Raw genomic sequence first — 23,695 nt, 5'->3', positions numbered from 1 at the left:
GTGAAGTGCTGGAGCGGCGACCATGCCTGAGGGCGATACCGTGTGGCGGGCCGCCAACGATCTGCGCGCTGCCCTGGCCGAGAAGGTACTCACCACCTGCGATGTCCGCGTTCCTCGCTATGCCACCGTCGATTTATCGGGACATCGTGTGGATTCCGTCGCCAGCCGCGGAAAGCATCTGCTGATCCGCGTGGGCGAAGCGTCCATTCACACGCATCTGAAGATGGAGGGTCAGTGGCAGATTTATCGCCCCGGCGAGCGCTGGCGCAGACCCGCCCATCAAGCGCGCATAATCTTGGCCACCGAAGACTCTGTAGCAGTGGGCTTTTCACTGGGAGTCACCGAGATCCTCGAACTGGGGCAGGAACAGGAGGCCGTCGGGCACCTCGGACCGGACCTGCTCGGGACCGATTGGGACAGTTCCGTGGCCGTCGAGAATCTTCGCGCTGCAGACTCCGTACCGATCGGAGTCGCGCTTCTGGATCAGCGCGTGATGGCCGGACTGGGCAACGTGTACCGCAACGAGATCTGCTTCCTACGAGGCATTCACCCGAAGACGCCGACACACCGCGCCGGGAACCTCGACGCGATTGTGGATCTGTCATTCCGCACCATCAACGTCAACAAGTCGCGTCGCATCCGGGTCACCACCGGCGACACCCGCCCAGGTAGGCAAACGTGGGTGTACGGCAGACGCGGAAAACCTTGCCGCCGATGTGGAACCCGCATCAGAGAAGGCACCCTCGGACCGGATCAGCTCACCGAGCGAAATATCTTCTTCTGCCCCGCGTGCCAGCCGTTCACGCCTGGTTAGCGTTGATCAGCAGCCGGACGCAATGGCGCACAAATCGCTCGCGCTCGACGACGATCGAGCCGTCCAGATAACCGATGAACAGTGTGAACAACGCCCCGACCAGCCCGACTGCCACCAGCTGCTTGTCCACCGGATCAGCAATCTCGGACAACTGGTCGTACACCAGGTCCACGAACGCCGGCATCGATTCGATACCGCGTCCGCTCAGCACCGGCTCCGAGAGCGGAGCGATCAGAAGCACTCGCCCCATTGCCGGGTCGTCGACCATCAGCTTGACGAAAGCGTCGACCGCAGCGGTGGCGACTGCCTCGGATGTCGTCTCGGACTCCACTGCCGTGGCGAGCGCCGACTGCGCGCGCTCGGCGACAAACGTGTGGACCGCGACAACGTACTGATCGCGATCGGTGAAGCTCTCGTAGAAGTACCGCTCGGTCAGACCAGCGGCCTTGCAGACCGCTCGCACGTTGACGGCCGGACCGTCGACCGCACCGAGCAGTGTCACTCCGACGTCGAACAACGTCGCCTTTCGAGTGGCCCTGCGTTCTTCGATGCTCACAACTTCCCCACTTCGCCGACACTTGTTCTTCAATGCACCCGGTATTCGATCCTTGACTACCGCTGTTGTCGATCCTAATCTGACAACATGCGTAGTCAACTTGGCGACAGCAGCACCCCGGTTCCCCTCGGTCCGGATTCCCTGACCTGGAAGTATTTCGGCGACTGGCGCGGGATGCTCCAAGGTGTCTGGGCAGGTTCGATGCAAAACATGCACCCTGGTCTCGGCGCCGGGGTCGAGGAGCACTCGCAGTTCTTCGACGAGCGCTGGGAACGGCTGTACCGCTCGCTGTATCCCATTGCCGGCGTCGTCTTCGACGGCGATCGCGCGCAGCAGACAGCCGAAGAAGTCCGTGGCTATCACACACGGATCAAGGGCATCGACAAGCTGGGACGCCGGTACCACGCACTTGATCCCGACACCTTCTACTGGGCGCACGCGACATTCTTCATGGGCACCATCGTCACCGCCGAGAACTTCTCCGGTGGCCTGACCGAGGCCCAGAAACGACAACTCTTCACCGAGCACATTCAGTGGTACCGCCTGTACGGGATGAGCATGCGCCCGGTTCCCGAAACCTGGGAGGCATTTCAGGAGTATTGGGACCACATGTGCCGCAACGTACTCGAAGACAACAAAGCGACTCGCGACGTCTTGGATTTGTCGGGGCTGGGAAAGCCCCCGTACATGACGTGGCTACCCGATCCGTTGTGGCGGCTCACGCGGATTCCCCTCGCCCGCGGATTCGTGTGGCTGACAGTGGGCATGTACGACCAACCGGTTCGCGACCTTCTCGGCTACTCGTGGACCAGTCGCGATCAGAAAATTCACAACGCTGTCGGCCGCACCGTCAACGCCGTCTTCCGCCTGGTGCCGTGGCGATACCGGTATCAACCGCGCGCTCGCGCGGGATGGGACCGAGCCAGCGGCAGAATTCCCGCCGGGGCACCACTGGTCCACACACCGGCGCGCAATCTACCGCCGCTCGAGCAGCGAGATAATCCGATGCACTACAGCCCGAGGGTCTGATCTGCCATGCTCTGAACATGGAGTGGGACCTGCGAACACTGCTGAACCGGCCGATCACGTCTCACGGTGCGCCGCTGGGACAAGAACGTGTGGCGGCGAGAACCACCGCGTACATCTACGGCAACATTCTTGTCCTCGCCGCACTCGTCCCGGTGACAAAATCTCAGGAATCACTGGGCGCCGCGATTGTGGTCGGCACGGCATTGTCGACGTACATCGCCCACACATTTGCCGAGAGCGTCGGCGAGAGCATTCGCAACGACCGCCGTCTCACCACCGCGGAGAGAATCGACTCGCTGCGCGATTCTGTCCCGATCCTCACCTCCGCGGTTGTTCCTGTCGCCATTCTCGCGACGGCGTGGTTCAACTTCCTGGAACCACGGACGGCGCAGTTGATCGCGGAAATCGTCTTGATCCTGCGCATCGGATCCACCAGTTACGTGATCAGCCGTCTTCACGGCGAGAAAGTCAGCACGAACACACATCTGGCAGCCTTCGGCCTCGCTGCCGTCGCCACCCTCATAGTCGGCTTGAAGATAGTGCTCACTCATTGACGAGCCACAACTGCAAATTGCCAGGCCTGAAGGGGTACTGCCGTTACCCGGCTGAGCAGTCACTCCCACCGAACCAGTGGCCGCCGCTACCGTGGACGACATGAGCATCCCGAGCCTGAAACTGAACAACGGCGTCGACATCCCCGCGCTGGGCTTCGGCGTCTACCAGACCCCGCCGGACGAAACTCTCGCCGCAGTCGAGTCCGCGCTGTCGGTGGGTTATCGCCATATCGATACGGCTGCGGCCTCCGGCAACGAGAAGGGCGTCGGCGAGGCGATCCGGCGATCCGGTCTCGATCGCGGTGAGATCTTCGTCGAAACGAAAGTCTGGATCACCGACTACGGATACGACGAGACCTTGCACGCCTTCGACAAGAGCGCAGGCAAACTCGGAGTCGAGCAACTTGACCTCCTCATCCTTCACCAGGCGTTGCCGAGCGAGTTCGAGCGCACCATCGACGCGTACAAGGCGCTGGAAACACTTCTCGCAGACGCCAAGGTTCGTGCCATCGGAGTCAGTAACTTCATGCCGGATCACCTCACCCGACTATTGGACGCAACGTCCGTAGTGCCGGCGGTCAACCAGATCGAGGTCCATCCATACTTCAGGCAGTCGACCTTGCTCGAGGCCGACGCCGATCACGGCATTCTGTCTCAGGCATGGTCACCGATCGGCGGAATCACGTTCTATCGCGACGGCTCTCACGGCTCAACCCTCGAGGACGCCACCATCGGCGCTATCGCTTCCTCTCACGGCAAGTCTCCCGCACAGGTGATGCTCCGCTGGCACCTCCAGCAGGGCCGCCAGGTGATCCCCAAGTCGGTGACTCCCTCGCGCATCGCGGAGAACTTCGACGTGTTCGACTTCGAACTCACCGCCGAAGAACTCTCCGCAATCGACGCACTCGACACCGGAGTTCGCGGTGGTCCCGAACCCGAGGTCATCACTCGCGAGAAGTTCGGAATCGAGATCCCCGAAGCGTGAAAAACCCAGCAGCTCGGGTGGTCTAGCTGGCGCTCCACCCTCCGTCGATGGTGTACGACGCCCCCGTTACCATCGACGCCTCGGTCGATGCCAACCAGCCCACCAGCGATGCCACCTCCGCAGGCTCGACCATCCGTTTGATTGCGCTCTCGGTGAGCATCACCTTTTCGACAACCTCGGATTCACTGATTCCGTGAACCTTTGCCTGGTCGGAGATCTGGGATCGCACCAGTGGCGTCAGGACGTAGCCCGGATTGACGCAGTTGCTGGTGACACCGTGTGGGGCGCCTTCGAGCGCAACAACTTTCGACAGTCCTTCGAGTCCGTGCTTAGCCGTGACGTATGCACTCTTGAATGCCGAAGCGCGGAGCCCGTGGACCGAGGAAATGTTCACGATGCGACCGAAACTGTTGCGGTACATGTACGGCAGGGCGGCCCGAGCGAGGAGGAATGGCGCTTCGACCATGAGGCGCTGAATCTTCCGGAAGTCCTCGACGTCGAAATCCTCGATAGGACTGACCCGTTGTATGCCGGCGTTGTTGACGAGTATGTCCGTCTCGAGTGACAGATCCACGAGTTGGTCGGTGTCGAGGAGATCGACGGCCCACGCCGTGCCGTCGATCTCCTCGGCCAGCGACTTCGCGGCGACGTCGTCGAGATCGGCGACGGTCACGTGCGCGCCGCGGGCGGCGAGGAGTCGAGCACACGCTTCGCCGATCCCGCTGGCACCACCGGTGACCAGAGCAGACTTTCCGGTCAGCGTCATACAGACACACCGGCCCGCTCGTCGGCGAGAACACGGGCGTCAGCGGCGTCGACGGACTCGAGCGAGATTCCCTTGGTCTCCCGCGCGAAAATGACTGCAACGATGGTGACCAGGGATGCCAGCAGGAGATAGATCGCGATGGGGACCGAGGAGTCGAACTTGCTCAGCAATCCGGTCGCGATGATCGGAGCCAGTGAACCCGCCACGATGGACGTGACCTGATAACCCAGGGAGACACCGGAGTAGCGCATCCGAGTCGGGAACATCTCGGCCATGATCGCGGGTTGGCCTGCGTACATGAACGCGTGGAACACGAGCCCGATGATGATTGCCGACAAGATGACTGCATTGTGCCCGCTGTTCATCATCGGGAAGGCGAAGAATCCCCACGTTCCGGCGGTGACGGCGCCGATCATGTACACCGGGCGTCGACCGATCGTGTCGGACAGTTTGCCTACCAACGGAATCACTGCGAAGTGCACGGCATGTGCCATCAGCATCCACCAGAGGATGTGCGCCGTGTCCGCATGAACGACGACCTTGAGGTAAGTGATCGAGAAGGTCACCACGAGGTAGTACATGACGTTTTCGGCGAAACGCAGCCCCATCGCGGTCAACACTCCGCGCGGGTAACGCTTGACGACCTCGAAAACGCTGTACGAGGTTGCCTTGACCAGTTCTGCTTCCTTCTGCGCCGCAATGAAAATGGGAGCATCGGTGACCTTGGTCCGAACGTAGTACCCGACCAGAACGATCACCGCGGAGAGCCAGAAGGCAACGCGCCAGCCCCAACTCATGAAGGATTCGTCCGAGAGCGTCGACGTCAGGATCAACAGCACGACCGTCGCCACCAGGTTGCCCATCGGCACGCCCGCCTGAGGCCACGACGACCAGAATCCGCGCGATCGATTCGGGCTGTGCTCGGCGACCAGGAGTACCGCCCCACCCCATTCGCCGCCGACCGCGAATCCTTGGATGAAGCGCAGCGTGACCAGCATTGCCGGCGCCCAGTAGCCGATCTGACCGTAGGTAGGCAGGCAGCCCATCAAGAACGTTGCGGCGCCGACCAACAGCAAACTGAACTGCAGCAACTGCTTTCGGCCGAATTTGTCTCCGAAGTATCCGAAGACGATTCCGCCGAGTGGCCGGGCGGCGAATCCGACGGCGCAGGTGATGAAAGCCGCGATGATCGCATCCAGCTCGTTGCCGCCGCCGGGGAAGAAGACCTTGCTGAAGACCAGCGTGGCCGCCGTGCCGTACAGAAAGAACTCGTACCACTCGACCACGGTGCCCGCCATCGAGGCGCCGACCACCTTCTTCAGCCCCGATGGTGGGGCTTGGCTCTCGGGTTTCGGCATGTTGTCGACGCTCATCGTGGACTCCCTCGTCTTCAGTTCGCGATTCGCCTGCTCTTCACGATCAGGAATGTGACCGCTCGCACATTTTTTGTGACTCGATGAGTATCAGTGCAGATTGATGGCACGACAATGACAAATCTCGCACCATATAGGTGCAAAAATGCAGATATGACTCTCGGACTGAGCCCGGACGACCTACTGGTGCTTCTCGCGGTCGGTCGCACCGGTCGCTTCAACACCGCCGCCGACGACCTCGGCCTCAATCACACCACCATCTCGCGCCGCATTTCCTCGCTCGAGAAGTGTCTCGGCGGCCGTGTCCTGGTCCGCTCGTCCGGCGGCTGGGAGCTGACCGACCTGGGCAGACAAGCCCTCAGCGCGGCCGAGCGCATCGAGGCCGCGGTGAACGAACTGGCGCTCGACTCCACCGGTCAGCAGCAACTCGACGGCGTCGTGCGAGTCTCGGCGACCGACGGATTCAGCGCATACATCGCGGCGCCCGCCGGCGCCGCGGTTCGCAGACGCCATCCCCGCGTCAGCGTCGAGATTGTTGTCGCAACCAGAAAGGCGTCGCAGATACGCTCGGGTCTCGACATCGAGGTTGTGGTCGGCAAGCCTCACGTTCACCGCGCCGAAGCAGTCCATCTGGCCGACTACGCGCTGGGTTTGTACGCGTCCCGAGACTATCTACGTCAGAATGCTGTTCCCGAGAGTGCCGCAGATCTGGCCGATCACTCGCTCGTGTACTTCATCGACTCGATGCTGCAGGTCGACGAACTCGATCTGGCTCGCAAGCTCACGGTTTCCATGCGCGAGGCCGTCACGTCCACCAACGTGTTCGTACACATCGAGGCAACGCGCGCGGGTGCCGGCATCGGCCTTCTCCCCTGTTTCATGGCCGAGCAGCACGACGATTTGATTCGCGTTCTACCGGCTCACATCGAGGTGAGACTTTCCTATTGGTTGGTGGCCCGTTCGGAATCCTTGCGACGCCCGGAGGTCGCAGCGGTGGTGACAGCTCTTCGAGAGACGGTGGATCGCAAGCGATCTCAACTCCTCGGTTCTCCCGGAACGAACGAAGCGCTCAGTCCAGAGTCGAACGATGCTGGACGATGACCTTGCGCGCCAATTCGGCGATCTTGACGTTCATGTTTTGTGAGGTTCGCACCAGAATGTCGAAGGCCTCGTCGTCGGACACACGATGCAGTGCCATCAGCAGACCGACGGCCTGACCGATTTCGCGGCTGCTTGCCAGACCACGTCGCAGCGAGTCGGCATCCTCGCCTCGCGTCAGCGCAGTGACGGCCACGGATGCAAATGACGCCAACATGATCGCGTGGTCGGCAACGGTTTCGGTGAAAGCCCCCGGAGTGTCCGAGAAGAGGTTGAGGGCACCGAACTTCTGACGATCGACCATCAGCCGGAACCCCATCGATCCGCGAATGGGTGTCTCTGCCACTACTTTCCGAGCGAACTCGGGCCACTGATTCGGGGTGCGAAGGTCCGACTCGAGTTGCGGCGCCTCCGTATCGAGGGCGTCGATGCACGGCCCCTCACCGGTGGCACGCTCGAGATCGTCTGCATAATCGGCGATCTCGTCGCTCGCCGCTACGGTGACGTTGGTGTTTCCACGTCGCAGCATCAGACTTGCGTGGTCGCAACCGGGAATCAACTCGACAGCCGCCGAACAGATCGCGGAGTACACCTCGGCGCTGTCTGCCGCGGAGTAGAGGATCTCCGCCAACGCCGCGAACACTGCCTTGGGTTCTGTCAGTGCTTGGTCGCGCTCAGCCATCTCCATACACCTCGGGGTCTACCGTTCATCGAATTCTTCATCGAACGGTACAAACCTTACTTACTCGACCTGATGGGGTCGCCGCCGCTCGCCGATTCCCGCCCGTCCGTCCCCTGGAAAGCCTCCGTAGCTGCGCGGTGATGCAGCGCCGTGACCGTGGTGATCTGCTTGGACACCAGGTCGTTGAGTTCGCGGTACTGCTCCTCGGTCTCCCCGGCCGGAATGTCTCGCAGGACCTCCCACATCGCACTCTTGCCGCACAGAGCGGTCCGCATGATCTCGAGAGTTGCCAACTTCACGAGACGGTTGCGCCAGATTGCGTCGACGTGAACGAGGCGTCTGATCCGATTGACCGTCGCGTCGATCTTGGAGTACCGCGGCAGAGATATGCCCTGGGTGTCCTCGATCAGTTGCAGCAGCTGCTCGATCTCGTACTCGAGCTCACCCGGCAACGAGTCCAGCTCACCGTCGGCCCAGGCACCGTACGAGTCCGCGAGTGACCGCGAGAGTTGCAGCCCCACCATCGCCCCGCACAGGTGAGTGACCAGATAGCCGGTAGCTATGTGTTCCTCAGCAGATCGCGACCGATTACCGAACATTGAGATCCTCCTGGGTGACGCTCGACCGGTCTGTGCTGACACGGGTGGTGATTCGCCATCCGCCTACCCGCGACAGACCGAGAACAAACGACAGGCGACTCAGACCCGATCCGGCACCACGACGACGGGCTCGAGGATCTCGGCCCGCGACTCCGGCGCTGCGGCGCGCAATGCGTCCGCCGACTCGTCGTCCGGCTGGGTCTGAGACTCGATTTCGGCTTCGACACGCGCTCGGTACGTGTCGACTTCGCGTTCGACGGTGGCGGCATCCCAACCGAGAATCGGGGCGACCAATCCGGCGACCTGCTGTGCGCAGTTGACACCACGATGCGGATATTCGATTGCGATACGCGTACGGCGGGCCAGAATGTCGTCGAGGTGCAGTGCCCCCTCGGCCGCGGCGGCGTACACAGCTTCGACCTGAAGGTAATCGGGCGCGTCCGTGATGGGCTGCAACAACTCCGGTGTCTGCCGGCCGAGTTCGAGGACCTCGGTGATGAGCGAACCGTAGCGGTCGAGCAGGTGCTTGACGCGATACGGATGCAAGCCGTACTGCTCGCCCAGTTGCACGGTCTGGTTGATCAACGCGAAGTATCCGTCGGCGCCGACGAGCGGTACCTTCTCCGTGATCGACGACGCAACCCGCGCCGGAATGTCTTCTGCTGCGACGTCGACGGCGTCTTCCGCCATGACCCGATACGTCGTGTACTTTCCGCCGGCGATGGCGACCAGACCTGGAGCCACACGGGCAACGGCGTGCTCGCGCGAGAGCTTCGACGTCTCGTCGCTTTCACCGGCAAGCAGCGGGCGCAGGCCGGCGTACACACCGTCGATGTCGGCGTGCGTCAACGGCGTGACCAGGACGGAGTTCACGTGGCCGAGGATGTAGTCGATATCTGCTTTGGTTGCCGCCGGATGTGCGAGATCCAGGTTCCAGTCGGTATCAGTGGTGCCGATGATCCAGTGACTGCCCCACGGAATGACGAACAGCACCGACTTCTCGGTACGCAGGATGATGGCGGCTTCACTGACGATGCGATCGCGCGGGACGACGATGTGTACGCCCTTCGACGCTCGCACCCGGAACCGTCCGCGCTGACGTGAGAGCGCTTGGATCTCGTCCGTCCAGACACCGGTCGCATTGATGACGACGTGACCCTTGACCTCGGCGGTACGGCCGTCTTCGCAGTCCCGAACACGAACTCCCGAGACCCGATCCGCTTCCCGCAGAAAGCCGACGACCTGCGTCGACGTTCGGACGACCGCGCCGTAGTGTGCAGCGGTCCGTGCGACGGTCATGGTGTGCCGAGCGTCGTCGACGACGGTGTCGTAGTACTGGATGCCACCGGTCAGCGAACTGCGCTTGAGGCTCGGCGACATGCGTAGCGCGCCCGCCCGCGTCAAGTGCTTCTGGGAGGGGACCGACTTTGCGCCGCCCATTCGGTCGTAGAGGAAGATTCCCGCCGCCATGTACGGGCGCTCCCACACTCGGTGAGCCAGAGGGAACAGGAACTTCAGCGGCTTGACCAGGTGCGGAGCGAGCGTGGTCAGCGAGAGTTCGCGCTCACGCAATGCTTCACGAACGAGGCCGAATTCGAGTTGCTCTAGGTAGCGGAGACCGCCGTGGAACATCTTCGACGAGCGACTGGACGTGCCGGATGCGTAGTCACGGGCCTCGACCAACGCAACCTTGAGTCCGCGGGTGGCCGCATCGAGCGCAGCTCCGACACCGACAACACCGCCGCCGACAACGACGACGTCGAATTGCTCGGTCTGAAGCTGTTCCCAAGCAGCTTCACGCTGCTGCGGGCCGAGAAACTGCGCACCTTGCTGCTTACTCAACCCGGTCTCCTGTAAGTCGACGACGAATCCGTTTACAGGCTAGTAGCTTGATCCACATACTGCGACAGCGCACGGATAACTGCGAACGCGCCCGAACATAGGAGCACAGTGAATCAATACATCGCCGCCATCGACCAAGGCACGACGTCGAGCCGCTGCATGATCTTCGATCACGACGGCGCCGTGGTGAGCGTTGCGCAGAAAGAACACGAGCAGATTTTCCCGCGTGCCGGTTGGGTCGAGCACGACCCGGTTGCGCTGTGGATCAACACCCGGGAGGTGGTGGCCGGCGCTCTCGCGAAGGTCGACCTCACGCGGGCCGACATCGCGGCCGTCGGAATCACGAATCAGCGTGAGACGACCGTCGTTTGGGAGCGTTCGACGGGCAAGCCGATCTACAACGCGATCGTGTGGCAGGACACGCGCACGGATCAACTGTGTGTCGAACTGGGCGGCGACGAGGGTCCGGACAAGTACCGAGACAAGACCGGGCTGCCGCTCTCGACCTACTTCGCCGGGCCGAAGATCCGGTGGATTCTCGACAACGTGGACGGCGCGAGAGCCAAAGCGGAGGCCGGAGAATTGTGCTTCGGCACCGTCGACACGTGGATCGTATGGAACCTGACCGACGGTGTTCACGTGACAGATGTCACCAATGCGTCACGCACGATGCTGATGGATCTCGAGACCCTTCAGTGGGACGAATCGATCTGCGCGGACTTCGGAATCCCGATGTCGATGCTCCCGGAAATCCGTAGTTCGTCCGAGGTCTACGGCACCGGCCGTCCTCGCGGCAATCTCGCCGGTGTGCCGGTCGCCGGAATCCTCGGTGACCAGCAGGCAGCCACATTCGGCCAGGCCTGCCTCTCCGAGGGTGAAGCCAAGAACACCTACGGCACCGGCAATTTCATGCTTCTCAACACCGGAACGAAGCCGGTGCACAGCAAGCACGGACTGCTGACGACCGTCTGCTACAAACTCGGCGAAGCCCCCGCCGTCTACGCACTCGAAGGTTCCGTCGCGGTGACCGGCTCCTTGGTCCAGTGGCTTCGGGACAATCTCGGAATCATTCAGAACGCCAAGGACATCGAGCCACTCGCCGCAAGTGTCGACGACAACGGCGGCGCCTACTTCGTACCCGCGTTCTCCGGACTGTTCGCACCCCGGTGGCGACCGGATGCACGGGGTGTCATCGTCGGCCTGACGCGGTTCGTCAACAAGGGACACCTGGCTCGCGCGGCGCTCGAGGCGACGGCATACCAAACCCGTGAGGTCATCGACGCCATGCGTGCGGATTCGGGAGTCGAACTGTCCGCGCTGAAGGTCGACGGCGGCATGGTGGTCAACGAAACCCTGATGCAGTTCCAGTCGGACATCCTCGGAGTTCCCGTCATCCGCCCGGTGGTCAACGAAACGACAGCACTCGGCGCTGCGTATGCAGCGGGCCTCGCCATCGGTTACTGGGCCGACACCGAAGACATCCGCAACAACTGGGCCGTCGGCCAAACCTGGGAACCGGCGATGGACGAGTCCGAAAGGTCACGGCTGTACGCGGAGTGGAACAAGGCCGTCGAGCGGACGTACAACTGGTCCGAGTAATCACCCCGATCCTTCCATACCGGAAGAGCTGATCATGGTCGCCTATTGATACTCCTGAGGTATCAATAGGCGACCAAGTTGGTATTGGACGTGACCTACACCACTCTGCGAATCTCATTCAGGCGCGCCACGTTTCGGCGCCGCGAATGTTGCAGAGAAAGGTCGCCACGCATGAGTTCACCCACTCGCAGTTCCGAGGAGATCAACGCCAAGGCACGAAGAGCCGGTATCGCTTCATTCATCGGAACCACCATCGAGTGGTACGACTTCTATATCTACGGCACCGCGGCTGCCCTGGTATTCGGCGAGATCTTCTTCTCCGACACACTGCCGAACGGAGTCGGCACGCTCCTCGCCTTCATCACCCTGTGGGCAGGCTTCCTCGCCAGGCCGATCGGCGGGATCATCTTCGGCCATCTCGGCGACCGGATCGGGCGCAAGAACACCCTGGTCATCACCTTGATGATGATGGGCGTCGCCACTGTCGGGATCGGACTCCTCCCCACCTACGCGCAGGTCGGCATGTGGGCCCCGATCGGTCTGGTCACCCTTCGCGTGATCCAAGGAATTGCGGTCGGTGGTGAGTGGGGTGGCGCGGTACTCATCGCCAGCGAGAACGCACCGAAGGGCAAGAGCATCCTCTACTCCGCGTTCGCTCAGCAGGGCTCGCCCGCGGGAAATCTGTTGGCTACCATCGCATTCTTCCTGCTGTCCTCGATGCCGACGCCGTCATTCCTTCTCTACGGCTGGCGAATCCCTTTTCTCGTTTCGGCAGGCCTGGTCATCCTCGGCATGATCATTCGCCTGAAACTCGAAGAGTCCGACGAGATGAAGGCCGTTCTCGCCCGCAAGAAGGTCGTCAAACTTCCGCTCGCCGAAGTATTACGCAAGCACTGGGTGCTGGTTCTCCTCGGCGCCGGCGCACTCCCCCTCGCCCAGGTCACCTATTTCAAGAACACCTTCGCATTGTCTTGGGCTACAAAAGAACTCGGATACGACCGCGGCACATTCCTCGCCGCTATCGCGATCGCACTTGTCGTGCAGTTCATCGTCCAACCGTTCGGGGCCGTTCTGGTTTCCAAGATAGACATGCGGAAGGCCATGTGCCTGATGGTGATACCGGAGTTCGTTCTCATGCCCGCGATGTTCTTTGCCATCAGAACCGGGAACTTCACCATCGCAGTCGTTGCGATGTGTCTCGCCACGATCCCGCACTCGATGTTCTACGGCGCCATCGCCGGCGTTCTCGCTCGCGCCTTCCCTGCGAACATCCGTTACACGGGTCTGTCGACGGCGTATCAACTGTGTTCCCTTGTCGTCGGCGGCGGAACTCCGGTACTGGCGCAGTGGATGCTCAACACGTCAGGCAACATCGTCGGGGTCGCGATCGTGTCCGGACTGTACGCACTTGTCTCGCTGATCTGCACCCTTCTCCTGCTCCGACGTACCGGCTACAACGCAAGCGAACTCTCGACGGCCGAGCAAGCGGATTACGACGAGCTCGAACTCGAGAACGCTCTTGCCGATACTGCAAACTCGCCGACGTCCGAAGCGGGTGAAATTCCTACCGGTCGGGCAACCGTCTAAGCCAGGGACGGCAGCGCCTGCTCGGACAATTTCAACACTTCGAGAAGCGCAGGTCTGTCGTCTCCATCTCGCCAGGCGATACGCAGTTGAAGGGGAGGAGGTGGATCCATGACGGGAACAAAGACAACATCAGGGTTCACGATGCTTTGGGCCACCGACGAAATAGTCAACGAGCATCCGATTTCCGCGGACACCAGCGCGATCAACGACATCGAATCCGGTGCCGTCTGCACGATTCGAGCCAGGAACCCTGCGTTCTTCGACGCAGTGAGCAGAGACTCCCGCAGAATCGAACCCGGCTCCGCCGGAAGCGTCACCCAATTCTCGGACTCCAATTCGATCAACCGAACCGATTCCCTCGACGCCAACGGATGGTCTTTCGACATGGCAACCAGAAAGTTCTCCTCGGCGATCAATCTCGACGTGATCCCGAGCGGCGGGACGGTCCACCGGACCATCCCGATGTCGAGGCGTCGATCGAGCAACATCAACAACGCCTCGTTCGCGAAAGCGGAACTGTCGAGCACAAATTCGATACCGGGATTCGTCTTTCTCACCAATTTCGCCCACCGCCCGACGAGTAGGTGCGACGAGGTTCCCGCGAAGCCCAGGCGAACGCGACCTGTCGTTCCCTGGCCTGCCGCGGATACCGCGATCTCGGCCATCCGGCACGCGTCCAGAATTTCGCGCGCCGGAAGCAGCAGTGCTTCACCGGCAGCAGTCAACCGCACAGTTCGAGTACTTCGATCGAACAACGGCGAACCGAGCTGTTTCTCGAATTGCCTGATCGTTCGACTCAGCGGCGGTTGCGCAATCCGAAGGCGCTGAGCCGCACGGCCGAAATGTAGCTCCTCAGCCACCGCGAGAAATGCGTTGATCTGATGAATTTCCACCCGACATTGTTGCGCCACACCGGCCGACCATGTCAAGTTTCCGAAACCGACCAAGTGCGCGAGAACGTAAGAAGAGGTACACACGTGGACAAGACGCTCTCGATGAAAGAGGCCATCGGTCGATACGTCGGCGACGGAATGACTGTTGCGTTGGAGGGCTTTTCGCATCTCATTCCATTTGCCGCGGCACACGAGATCATCCGGCAGGGCAGGAAGGACCTCACGCTGTGCCGGATGACGCCGGACATCGTTTCCGATCAACTCGTCGCCGCCGGCTGCGTCCGAAAGCTGGTCGCTTCGTTCTTCGCCAGCGGCTCCGCAGGTTCTCTGTACGAGTTACGCAGACGCATCGAGAACCAGGACCCGCTCCCCCTCGAAGTCGAGGAATACAGCCATTACGGCATGGTGTGCCGGTATCAGGCGGGAGCCGCCAGGCTTCCCTTCTTCCCGCTACGGTCGTACGCCGGTAGTGATCTACCCGCACTCAACCCACAACTGAGACTCGTCGAGGACCCGTACGGCGGCGGGAGCGTCTACGTTGTGCCGCCATTGAATCCGGATGTCACGATCATCGGCGCACAGCGAGCGGACTCGTCCGGGAACGCGCAGATCTGGGGCATCGCCGGGGTGCAGCAAGAGGCCGTGTACGCCGCGAAGAAGGCAATCGTCGTTGTCGAAGAACTGGTCGACGACGAGGTCATCAGGTCAGACCCGAGCCGAACTCTGATTCCCTCGCATGCAGTCGACGCGGTTGTCGTCTGCCCGCGCGGCGCACACCCGTCGTACGCGCAGGGATACTACGACCGCGATTGCGGCTTCTACCGGCGCTGGACCGAAATCTCCAAAGACCCTTCACGGCTGAGAAATTGGCTCGACGAATGGGTGTACGCACTCGACAGTCACGGCGAGTATCTCGCCAAACTCGGAGCCGACTACTGGTCGGATCTCGAGGTCGGACCAAAACTCTCCACACCAGTCGACTACGGGAGCAGACTATGACCACCACGATCGACACCGGTAACACCACCTCCACCGAAACGATCGTCGCCGTCGCGGCACGCGAATTGGCGGGTAAGCGCCGGGTCTTCGCCGGAGTTGGGCTACCCACGCTCGCAGTCGATCTCGCGCGGCACACGTCGAATCCGGACGTCGAGCTGATCTACGAATCCGGAGTGTGCGGTGCACATCCGTCGGCAATGGCCGAGGGTATCGCGGACTCCGTGGTTGTCTCCGGTGCCGAATCCGTGCTGAGCATGGCCGCGCTCTTCGGTTACGTCCTGCAAGGTGGCAACGTCGACGTCGGATTTCTCGGGGCCGCTCAAATCGATCGAACGGGCAGTCTGAACACAAGTTTCATCGGTGACTGGAAGAACCCGACGGTCAGACTGCCCGGAGCGGGCGGGGCCGTCGAGATCATCGCGAACGCCGCCGAGATCTTCGTCGTGATGCGTCGCCACGATCTCAGTTCCTTTCCGGCCGAGCTCGACTTCTGCACCTCACCCAGCCCCGCCCGCGCCCACGCCAGCGGTAAGGGCATCATGCCGGCAGGTGCAGGAGTGACCAAGGTATTCACCAACCTCGGCGTCCTGACACACCAGGGCCCCGGCGGCGACTTGGAGTTGACCAGCGTCCACGAGGGAATCTCGGTCGATCAAGTCCGAGAGTCGACGGGATGGGACCTCGCCGTCGCCGAGCACGTCACCATCACCACCCCACCATCGAGCACGGAGATCGATCTGCTCCGCAACACTATCGACAAGGTCAGGCTGTACCTGCGGTAACACTCTTCCGGAGCCTGCCGACGGCATCGACCAGCACGGCTTCGGGATACGTCGCGAAACACAGTCGAGCGCTTCGACCGAGGTCAGCTTCGACCGCGAAGGCCGAACCTGGGACAAATGCCACGCCGTGCTCGAGCGCGGCACCCAGGAGTTCGGTGGTGTCGACGTCGTCGACGAAATCCATCCAACAGAACATCCCGCCGCGGACCTCGGAAAAGCGTGCACGCCCACTCAATTCCGTCTCGGCGGCGGTGACCAACGCCTTCGCTCTGGCGCCGTAACCCTCCCGGAGCTTGTCGAGGTGCGTTTCGAACCATTCGACGTCGGAGAAGAGGTCTGCGGCGATCTGCTGGGTGAGCGAAGACCCGCACAGGTCAGCGCCTTGCTTGATCAGTTCGACCGCCTCGCAGACCTTTCGGTCGCCGTGCAGCCAGCCGACGCGCAGCGCCGGTGCCAACACTTTGGAAGCACTGGACAGCCGAATCACCCTGTCCGACAACGCCGCCAGCGGTGCGGGCGGTTTCTCGCCGAAGTACAGTTCGCCGTACGGGTCGTCCTCGAGAACCCAGAACCCGTATCGGTCCGCCAGCGCCGCCAAGTGCGCTCGCCGCTGCGCCGAAAGCACCGCGCCCCGCGGGTTGTGGAAATTGCTCACGGTGTGCACGACTTTGGGCCGAAGACCGGCGGCGAGTTTCGTCTCGAGCGCGTCGGTGTCCATTCCGTCCTCGTCCAGCTGGACGGGAACGAGACGAGCCTGCGCCGTCCGAAAGACCTGCAGCGCACCGGTATATGCCGGTTCCTCCACGACCACAACGTCACCGGCGTCGAGGAGGACCTGCGCGAGCAGGCTCAAACCTTGCTGAGAACCGTGTGTGATCACAACTTCGGACACGTCGAGTGCCCGCCCGATCTTGGAGGATTCGCGCTCGGCGATCACCTCACGGAGGCGCCGCAGGCCTGACGTCTCGCCGTATTGAACGGACGAGGGGTCACCGAGTGCGTCGTGGGCTGCCTTCGAGATTCGTTCCCGCGGAATGAAATCAGGATCGGGTAGTCCGCCGGCCAAGCTGATGACGTCGGGTCGGGCAGTCAAGGTGAGCAGATCGCGAATTGCAGAACTACGGAGTCCGTCCATACGAGCGGACAGCGCGGCGTGTGTCATGTGAAGCTCCCAGGCACGCAGAATGAAGGTCAGAGGAAAACACCCTGAGCCGTCCTGGGTCAACGGGGCGGGAGAGCGCCGAGATACCGACCCTTGATTCGGTCGGTATCTCGACTATCTCACCAATACTTCAGTATGTGAAACAGACTTCTCACATTGTAAGAAGACTCTGGTCCGTTCTCAGTCCAGGTCGTCGTGACGCATGAGCTGACGAGCTGCCTCGGTGATCGATCCGGTCAGCGACGGGTACACCGAGAACGTCTGAGCCAGGTCGTTGACCGTCAGGTTGTTCTGCACGGCGATCGCAATCGGCAGGATGAGTTCCGAAGCGGTGGGTGCGACCACAACACCGCCGATGACCACGCCGGTAGCCGGGCGGCAGAAGATTTTCACGAAGCCGCGGCGCAAACCGGACATCTTGGCTCGCGGGTTGGTGTTGAGCGGCAACATGACGGTGCGAGCAGGCACCTCTCCGTTGTCGATCGCGGCCTGCGAAACACCCACCGTTGCAATTTCGGGGCGCGTGAAGACGGCCGATGCGACGGTCTTCAACTTGATCGGGCTGACGCCTTCACCGAGTGCGTGGTACATCGCGATACGTCCCTGCATCGCAGCCACCGACGCGAGCGGGAGCAGTCCGGTGCAGTCACCGGCGGCGTAGATACCGGAAACCGTGGTGCGCGAGACCCGGTCGACACGCAGGTAGCCGCCCTTGTCCAACTCGATGCCGACCCGCTCCAGGCCGAGACCGTTGGTGTTGGGGACGGAACCGACGGTCATCAGTGCGTGGCTTCCTTCGACCGTGCGGCCGTCGGAGAGCTTGACGATGATGCCCTTCTCGGTGCGCTCGACGGCGTCTGCGCGGGCGTGCTTGACGAGGGTGACACCGCGCTCGGCGAGGGCGTCCTCGAGCACGAGCGCCGCATCGGCATCCTCGCCGGGCAGAACACGGTCACGACTGGACACGAGTGTGACCTTGACGCCCATCTCGGTGTAGGCGGAGACGAACTCGGCACCGGTGACACCGGAACCGACCACGACCAGGTGCTCGGGCAGCTCGTCCAAGTCGTAGAGCTGACGCCACGTCATGATTCGCTCACCGTCGGGCTCGGCTCCCGGGATGATGCGGGGGCTGGCGCCGGTGGCGATCAACACGACGTCTGCGTCGATGGTCTTCTGCTCGCCGCTTCCGAGCGTCGCGCGAACCTGGTGTGCTGCCATACCGAGGAGCGGATCGGTCAGTTCGGCGGTGCCGGAGAGAACCTCGACGCCGACCGTCTGCAACCGTGCGCGAATGTCCGAGGACTGGGACAACGCGAGACTCTTGACTCGGGAGTGGATCTTCGGCAGTGACACCGAAGCCTGCTCCGGATCCAGAGTGATGCCGAGGTCGGATGCACGACGCATGTCGGTGCGGATTCCGGTGGACGCGATGAACGTCTTCGACGGGACACAGTCGAACAGCACACACGCGCCGCCGACGCCGTCCGAATCGACCAGGGTGACCGTGGCCCCGTGCTGCGCGGCTACCAGTGCCGCCTCGTAGCCGGCGGGTCCGCCACCGATGATCACGATCCGGGTCATGTGTCCTCCAAGTCCTCGCGTGGCCGGCAGGGGTCTCCCGTCGACCAGTGTCACGCTATTCGAGCACCACGTGTCGCGCAGTGCTTGTACCAGATTACTTGCGTCCGGTGGTCCGCTTCGCCACACCCTCGGACCACGGTTTAGGCTTGCGCCCGTGTCGATTTATGCCGCCTACGGTTCCAACATGCATCCCGAGCAGATGTTGTTGCGCTGCCCACACTCGCCCATGTCCGGGACAGGGTGGCTGCGAGGCTGGCGCCTGACCTTCAGCGGCGAGGACCTCGGCTGGGAGGGGGCTCTCGCCACCGTGGTCGAAGACCCCGATTCCAGTGTTTTCGTGGTCCTCTACGACGTCCCGGAAGAGGACGAAGTGAGTCTGGACCGCTGGGAAGGTGCCGAACTCGGTCTGCACCGCAAGATCCGCGTGCGGGTCGACACCGCAGGCGATGCGGTGCTCGCTTGGCTCTACGTCATGGATGCGTACGAAGGCGGACTGCCGTCGGCCCGCTACATCGGCGTGATGGCCGACGCCGCCGAGATTGCCGGAGCGCCGGCCGAGTACGTGCGAGAGTTGCGGACGAGAAACAGCCGCAACGTGGGTCCGGGTAACGGTGTTACCGATTAGATAGCTGTCCTGCTCAAAGCAGCAGGAAATACGCGAGCACTGCAAGTGCTGCGAGTACCACCACAATCGTCAGGCCGATGAGCACACGCTTGGAACCGCGTGACTCCGATTCGCCTGCGGCAACTGCAGTTTCCGGCTCGACTGTTGCCACCCCGGTTGCAGTTTCAGCCGCCACCTTCTCACGTCCGAGAGTGTCGAACACCTCCGTCACGTCGTGTGAAGGCGGCAAACCGATCGGAACGATCGTGTGCGACGTCGAGGTGAAACCGGCAGCCAGAATTGCGGCTCCCAGCGCGGCCGACTGCTCCGGTCCGGGCCCGAGTTCACATCTGACACCGAGCTTTTCGGCGATTCCGGCCGCTATGGACATCATGGCTGCTTTGTCTGTCGCCGGTTCTCCGTCACCGGTGACGACTACGGCGTCCAGGTTCTCCGGCATCCAACCGAACGCACCCAGTGCCGTCGCGAGGCGTGAACTCGGTGAACTCCCGTCGCCGGCGAAGCCGAATGCGCGGCCGGCGGCGACGCCCGAACGCACCAGCGTGACCGCTGCCCCGGTGTCGTCGACGTGATAGATGCCGATGAGCGTGCCGGCGAGTGCCGCGATTTCCGACTCGAACCACGCCGAGACCGCCTCGGCGTCCGAGACGAGAGTGACCCGCTCGAGGCCTGCATAGACCAGTGAATCCTGCATGAGGGCCGCTGTGGACGAGTCCCAGCGCGACGGGTAGGTCGCGACGATGTCGGGCGCTCCCCCACTTCGACCACCACGATCGGGCAGCGGCTCGCATTCCTGCAATAGGCAGCGAATCGACGTCGCCACCAAATCCTCGGCGCGGTAACGGGTATCGGCCGTTCCGGAGACGCCACTCGGGTCCCCCACACGGCCGACAAAACCTGACCATGATTCCGAGAATTCACGGCCGGCACCCAATTGCTCGGTACCGCCGAGCACGGTCGTTCCGTCCTTGCGTTGATTGAGAATCGTGTCCCTGACCAACACCACCGGATCGGCCGAACCCGGATCGTTGGACGCAACTACAGCCGTCGACACCAATGTGCCGATTCGCACTCCCACACCTATGGACATGCCCGTACCTTCACTCGAACGACACGAAAAACGGTACCCCCGACGGGAACCGGAACTATCCCAGAACCAGGCTCGTCAGAACCTTCACACCGACGCCGAGTGCACGCTCGTCGAGATCGAAAGTGGGTTGGTGGATGTCGAGCTGATCGCCTTCACCCGACCACACGCCGAGCCGCGCCATGGCACCCGGCACGGTTTCGAGGTACCACGAAAAGTCTTCGCCACCACCGGATTGCGGGGTGTCCGCCAAAGCATCTTGTCCGACGGTCGCGATGGCGTCCTCGAACATCCGAGTGGACACCTCGTCGTTGACGACCGGTGGCACTCCGCGACGATAGTTGAGTTGGTAGCGAACTCCGGTGGGCGCGAGCAGTCCGTGGACGATTTCTTCCACGAGCGGTTCGAGCAACTCCCACGTGTCGTGATCGCCGGTACGTACCGTGCCCGTCATCATGCCGGTCTGCGGAATCGCGTTGGGTGCCTGACCTGCACTGACCGCACCCCACACCATCACGGTGCCGGTACGCGGATCGATACGACGGCTGAGCATTCCCGGCAGCCCGGTCACGACTGTGCCGAGTGCGTAGATGAGGTCCGTGGTCAGGTGCGGCCTCGACGTGTGCCCACCCGGAGAGTCGAGAACGACCTCGATCGTGTCTGCAGCAGAGGTGATCGCGCCAAGACGCATTCCGACCTGGCCCGCCTCGAGTCGCGGATCGCAGTGCAGAGCAAAGATTCTGGACACGCCGTCGAGCGCGCCGGCAGCGATGACGTCGAGTGCACCACCAGGCATGACTTCCTCGGCGGGCTGGAAGATCAGCCGAACCCCGACGGGAAGTTCGGGCAGCGTGGCCAGAGCCAATCCGGCGCCGAGCAGGATGGTGGTGTGGGCGTCGTGCCCGCATGCATGAGACACACCGGGGACCGTGGACGAGTACGTCGCCCCGGTCGCCTCCTGCATCGGCAAAGCGTCCATGTCGGCGCGAAGTGCGATTCGCGGCCCCTCAGGTCCGATGTCGCACGTGAGCCCGGTGCCACCGGGAAGGATCTTCGGCGACAGCCCAGCGGCGGTGAGGCGGGTCGCGACGAATTCGGTGGTCGCGTATTCGCGGCGAGCCAACTCCGGGTTGGCATGGATGTGTCGACGCCACGCGACGAGGTCGTCGGTGTGCGCGTGAATCCACGTGTCGATTGCCGCGTTCACCGGCGATCTACCCCTTCCAACAGACGGGTGCGTTGTTCTGGATCGGACGCTACCCGGACAGCAGTGCGGGCCAACGCAATTGCACCGTCGACTACCGCTCGATCTGCGGAGGTGGTGATACACGCGGCCGCGAACTCCGGCTGATGTGTCACTGCCCCCGATGAATCCAAGCCTATGACCGGGTGAATTCCCGGAATCACATTGGTCACATTACCCATATCCGTACTACCCAGTGGACGGGAGCGCTCCCATTCCGCTGCCAGTGGCACCCGCCCGAGGTCGACGATCTGTTCACGGTACGCCGCCGCCAGCCACGGATCGGGGGTCAACTCGGTGTAAGTGGGCGATACCGTGCGGATTTCGTGGGTGCATCCGGTGCCGAGTGCGCCCGAGGCGAAGCAGGCGTCGGCACGCTCGGACAGATTGGCCAACGACGCGGCCGTCTCGGCACGCAGGTAGTACAGCAGTTCGGACCGAGCCGGAACGATGTTGGGAGCAGTGCCGCCATCACTGACGATTCCGTGAATCTGTTGCCCTGGCTGGAGGTGCTGGCGCAACAGTCCGACCGCCACCTGCGCGAGCGTCGCGGCATCGGCGGCATTACGACCGAATTCCGGCGCAGCAGAGGCGTGCGCTTCGCGACCGTGATAGCTGACGGCGATGTCCGCCAGGGCCAGCGAGGTGGCACCGATGATGTCGATCGGTCCTGGATGAACCATCATGGCCGCGCCGACGCCGTCGAATGCACCACGCTCGAGCATCAGAACTTTGCCGCCACCGGTTTCCTCCGCGGGAGTACCGATCACTCGGACTGTGATCCCCAGTTCATCGGCCACGGTAGCCAACGCGATGCCGGCCCCGACCGCGGCGGCGGCAATGATGTTGTGCCCACAGGCATGACCGATCTCGGGCAGCGCGTCGTACTCGGCGCAGATCGCGATGACCAACTCTCCACTGCCGTAGGTGGCATCGAAGGCCGTCGGCAGATCGACGATCCCGTGAGTGACCGCGAAACCGTGCTGCGCCAGCAGGTCCGACACTTTGGCAGCGCTGCGGAACTCCTCGAAGGCAAGTTCCGGATCGCTGTGAATCGAATGCGACAGCGCAATCAGATCGGCCTCTACGGACCTGACTGCGCTGTCGACATTCTGGTTCACGCGATCATTGTCTCACCCGAAGGAGAAGTTGCTCTTGTCAGTCACCTGAGCGAGGTCCGCAAGCGCATCGCGGTGGATGCCTGCCTTGATTCCCGCCAAGTTCTTGCCGTGAGTCGACGTCAGTGCCGATGCCTTGGCCACTGCTGCGGCGAGCACTCCGTCGCCGTCGACCGTTTCCTGCACGATGCCGGCAGCAAGTGCGTCGGCGCCGCCGAATCGACGCCCCGTCGTCATCGCGTCGACTGCCGTCTGCTTGGGCAGACGACTGTTCAACAGTGCTGACATGCCGACAGTGAACGGCATGTTCAGTCCGACCTCGGGGAGGCAGTAGAAGCCGCGGTCCGCGCGCATGATCTGGAAATCGTGCGAGGACGCGAGCATGGCGCCGGCGCCGAACGCGTGCCCCTGCACGGCCGCGACCGTGGCCATCGGGAAGGTCAGCAAACGGCTGTAGATGGTGTGGACCTTGTCCAGGTAGCCGGGGAGACCGTCGAGGTTGCCGAAGATCCACGTCGTGTCCAGGCCGTTCGTGTAGAACTTGCCCGTCGCCGTCGTCACCAGGGCTGCGGGCCCCTCGTGCGCTTCGACTTCGTCCAACTTGCTGTGAACAGCGTCGATCCACTCAGGGCCGAAGCGGTTCTCGTTGTCCGTTTCGCCCTCGTTGCCGAGGTACAGGATGAATACGTCGCCGTCGCGTTCGAGATAAGGCATGGAT

General features: G+C 62.5%; 23 protein-coding genes. 10 read left to right on the top strand and 13 right to left on the bottom strand.

What is annotated here, in order from left to right; translation table 11 throughout:
* The first annotated feature begins 22 nt into the window (after positions 1-22).
* Positions 23-814, top strand: coding sequence for a DNA-formamidopyrimidine glycosylase family protein (locus tag B0E55_RS11375; protein ID WP_021343682.1), 792 nt, complete (start codon positions 23-25; stop codon positions 812-814).
* Here the strand turns inward: B0E55_RS11375 and B0E55_RS11370 are convergent.
* Positions 801-1,370 carry a TetR/AcrR family transcriptional regulator gene (locus B0E55_RS11370; RefSeq protein WP_019747721.1) on the bottom strand — a complete coding sequence of 190 codons (570 nt, stop codon included), beginning with the start codon at positions 1,368-1,370 and terminating at the stop codon, positions 801-803. The two genes, B0E55_RS11375 and B0E55_RS11370, sit on opposite strands and share 14 nt — an antisense overlap.
* An 87-nt stretch (positions 1,371-1,457) precedes the next feature.
* Between B0E55_RS11370 and B0E55_RS11365 the strand changes: the two genes are divergently transcribed.
* The 3 genes from B0E55_RS11365 to B0E55_RS11355 all read left to right on the top strand — a co-directional run bounded on the left by B0E55_RS11365 (position 1,458) and on the right by B0E55_RS11355 (position 3,938).
* On the top strand, positions 1,458-2,399 hold the full coding sequence (locus tag B0E55_RS11365) for an oxygenase MpaB family protein (RefSeq protein WP_019747720.1): 942 nt from the start codon (positions 1,458-1,460) through the stop codon (positions 2,397-2,399).
* A 17-nt stretch (positions 2,400-2,416) separates the two neighbouring features.
* Positions 2,417-2,953: a hypothetical protein gene (locus tag B0E55_RS11360; protein WP_019747719.1), complete on the top strand. Its 537-nt coding sequence runs from the start codon at positions 2,417-2,419 to the stop codon at positions 2,951-2,953.
* A 100-nt stretch (positions 2,954-3,053) separates the two neighbouring features.
* Positions 3,054-3,938, top strand: coding sequence for an aldo/keto reductase (locus B0E55_RS11355; RefSeq protein ID WP_080909784.1), 885 nt, complete (start codon positions 3,054-3,056; stop codon positions 3,936-3,938).
* 22 nt (positions 3,939-3,960) lie between these two features.
* Here the strand turns inward: B0E55_RS11355 and B0E55_RS11350 are convergent, their stop codons facing one another.
* On the bottom strand, positions 3,961-4,704 hold the full coding sequence (locus B0E55_RS11350; protein ID WP_020907052.1) for a 3-hydroxybutyrate dehydrogenase: 744 nt from the start codon (positions 4,702-4,704) through the stop codon (positions 3,961-3,963).
* Complete coding sequence (locus B0E55_RS11345) at positions 4,701-6,077, bottom strand: MFS transporter (protein WP_080909724.1); 1,377 nt, start codon at positions 6,075-6,077, stop codon at positions 4,701-4,703. Before B0E55_RS11345 ends, B0E55_RS11350 begins: the two co-directional genes overlap by 4 nt.
* Positions 6,078-6,230: 153 nt before the next feature.
* On the opposite strand from B0E55_RS11345, the gene B0E55_RS11340 reads away from it, so the two are divergent.
* A complete protein-coding gene (locus B0E55_RS11340) occupies positions 6,231-7,178 on the top strand; it encodes a LysR family transcriptional regulator (protein WP_021332532.1) in 948 nt (315 codons plus the stop codon).
* On the opposite strand, the gene B0E55_RS11335 is transcribed toward B0E55_RS11340, so the two are convergent.
* The 3 genes from B0E55_RS11335 to B0E55_RS11325 form a co-directional block, all read right to left on the bottom strand.
* Positions 7,147-7,863: a GAF and ANTAR domain-containing protein gene (locus B0E55_RS11335; protein ID WP_019747714.1), complete on the bottom strand. Its 717-nt coding sequence runs from the start codon at positions 7,861-7,863 to the stop codon at positions 7,147-7,149. The genes B0E55_RS11340 and B0E55_RS11335 overlap by 32 nt on opposite strands.
* A 50-nt stretch (positions 7,864-7,913) precedes the next feature.
* Complete coding sequence (locus B0E55_RS11330) at positions 7,914-8,456, bottom strand: hypothetical protein (protein ID WP_021332531.1); 543 nt, start codon at positions 8,454-8,456, stop codon at positions 7,914-7,916.
* Between the two features lie 99 nt (positions 8,457-8,555).
* Positions 8,556-10,298: a glycerol-3-phosphate dehydrogenase/oxidase gene (locus B0E55_RS11325; RefSeq protein WP_047890264.1), complete on the bottom strand. Its 1,743-nt coding sequence runs from the start codon at positions 10,296-10,298 to the stop codon at positions 8,556-8,558.
* Positions 10,299-10,406: 108 nt separating this feature from the next.
* On the opposite strand from B0E55_RS11325, the gene glpK reads away from it, so the two are divergent.
* On the top strand, positions 10,407-11,897 hold the full coding sequence (gene glpK / locus B0E55_RS11320; RefSeq protein ID WP_019747711.1) for a glycerol kinase GlpK: 1,491 nt from the start codon (positions 10,407-10,409) through the stop codon (positions 11,895-11,897).
* 171 nt (positions 11,898-12,068) lie between these two features.
* Positions 12,069-13,484: an MFS transporter gene (locus tag B0E55_RS11315; RefSeq protein WP_080909723.1), complete on the top strand. Its 1,416-nt coding sequence runs from the start codon at positions 12,069-12,071 to the stop codon at positions 13,482-13,484.
* Here B0E55_RS11315 and B0E55_RS11310 read toward each other — a convergent pair.
* On the bottom strand, positions 13,481-14,377 hold the full coding sequence (locus tag B0E55_RS11310) for a LysR substrate-binding domain-containing protein (protein WP_020907047.1): 897 nt from the start codon (positions 14,375-14,377) through the stop codon (positions 13,481-13,483). The genes B0E55_RS11315 and B0E55_RS11310 overlap by 4 nt on opposite strands.
* A gap of 84 nt (positions 14,378-14,461) precedes the next feature.
* Between B0E55_RS11310 and B0E55_RS11305 the strand changes: the two genes are divergently transcribed.
* Positions 14,462-15,376 carry a CoA transferase subunit A gene (locus B0E55_RS11305; RefSeq protein ID WP_019747708.1) on the top strand — a complete coding sequence of 305 codons (915 nt, stop codon included), beginning with the start codon at positions 14,462-14,464 and terminating at the stop codon, positions 15,374-15,376.
* On the top strand, positions 15,373-16,158 hold the full coding sequence (locus B0E55_RS11300; protein WP_080909722.1) for a CoA-transferase subunit beta: 786 nt from the start codon (positions 15,373-15,375) through the stop codon (positions 16,156-16,158). The genes B0E55_RS11305 and B0E55_RS11300 overlap by 4 nt, the downstream gene beginning before the upstream one ends.
* Here B0E55_RS11300 and B0E55_RS11295 read toward each other — a convergent pair.
* Positions 16,139-17,320, bottom strand: a complete 1,182-nt coding sequence (locus B0E55_RS11295; protein WP_060938877.1) for an aminotransferase-like domain-containing protein — start codon at positions 17,318-17,320, stop codon at positions 16,139-16,141. The two genes, B0E55_RS11300 and B0E55_RS11295, sit on opposite strands and share 20 nt — an antisense overlap.
* Positions 17,321-17,500: 180 nt before the next feature.
* Positions 17,501-18,904 (bottom strand): NAD(P)H-quinone dehydrogenase, encoded by a 1,404-nt coding sequence (locus tag B0E55_RS11290; protein ID WP_020969166.1) that lies wholly within the window; start codon positions 18,902-18,904, stop codon positions 17,501-17,503.
* Between the two features lie 154 nt (positions 18,905-19,058).
* Between B0E55_RS11290 and B0E55_RS11285 the strand changes: the two genes are divergently transcribed.
* The gene (locus B0E55_RS11285) at positions 19,059-19,529 is read left to right on the top strand and encodes a gamma-glutamylcyclotransferase (protein WP_003940753.1); all 471 of its coding nucleotides are present in this window, start codon (positions 19,059-19,061) and stop codon (positions 19,527-19,529) included.
* A 13-nt stretch (positions 19,530-19,542) separates the two neighbouring features.
* Here B0E55_RS11285 and B0E55_RS11280 read toward each other — a convergent pair whose 3' ends face one another.
* The 4 genes from B0E55_RS11280 to B0E55_RS11265 are packed head-to-tail and all read right to left on the bottom strand — an operon-like array spanning position 19,543 to position 23,691.
* On the bottom strand, positions 19,543-20,619 hold the full coding sequence (locus B0E55_RS11280; RefSeq protein WP_020907043.1) for a hypothetical protein: 1,077 nt from the start codon (positions 20,617-20,619) through the stop codon (positions 19,543-19,545).
* Between the two features lie 55 nt (positions 20,620-20,674).
* Complete coding sequence (locus B0E55_RS11275; RefSeq protein WP_003940741.1) at positions 20,675-21,823, bottom strand: M20 family metallopeptidase; 1,149 nt, start codon at positions 21,821-21,823, stop codon at positions 20,675-20,677.
* The gene (locus B0E55_RS11270) at positions 21,820-22,980 is read right to left on the bottom strand and encodes a M20 family metallopeptidase (RefSeq protein WP_020969164.1); all 1,161 of its coding nucleotides are present in this window, start codon (positions 22,978-22,980) and stop codon (positions 21,820-21,822) included. The genes B0E55_RS11275 and B0E55_RS11270 overlap by 4 nt, the downstream gene beginning before the upstream one ends.
* A gap of 12 nt (positions 22,981-22,992) precedes the next feature.
* Positions 22,993-23,691: an enoyl-CoA hydratase-related protein gene (locus B0E55_RS11265; RefSeq protein WP_003940710.1), complete on the bottom strand. Its 699-nt coding sequence runs from the start codon at positions 23,689-23,691 to the stop codon at positions 22,993-22,995.
* Positions 23,692-23,695: the final 4 nt, after the last annotated feature.

This window comes from Rhodococcus sp. 66b (assembly GCF_002076325.1).
In the GTDB taxonomy this organism is placed as follows: Bacteria; Actinomycetota; Actinomycetes; order Mycobacteriales; family Mycobacteriaceae; genus Rhodococcus_F; species Rhodococcus_F erythropolis.
The sequence above is the reverse complement of the archived record's forward strand: the minus strand, read 5'-3'. Positions and strand labels throughout refer to the sequence as shown.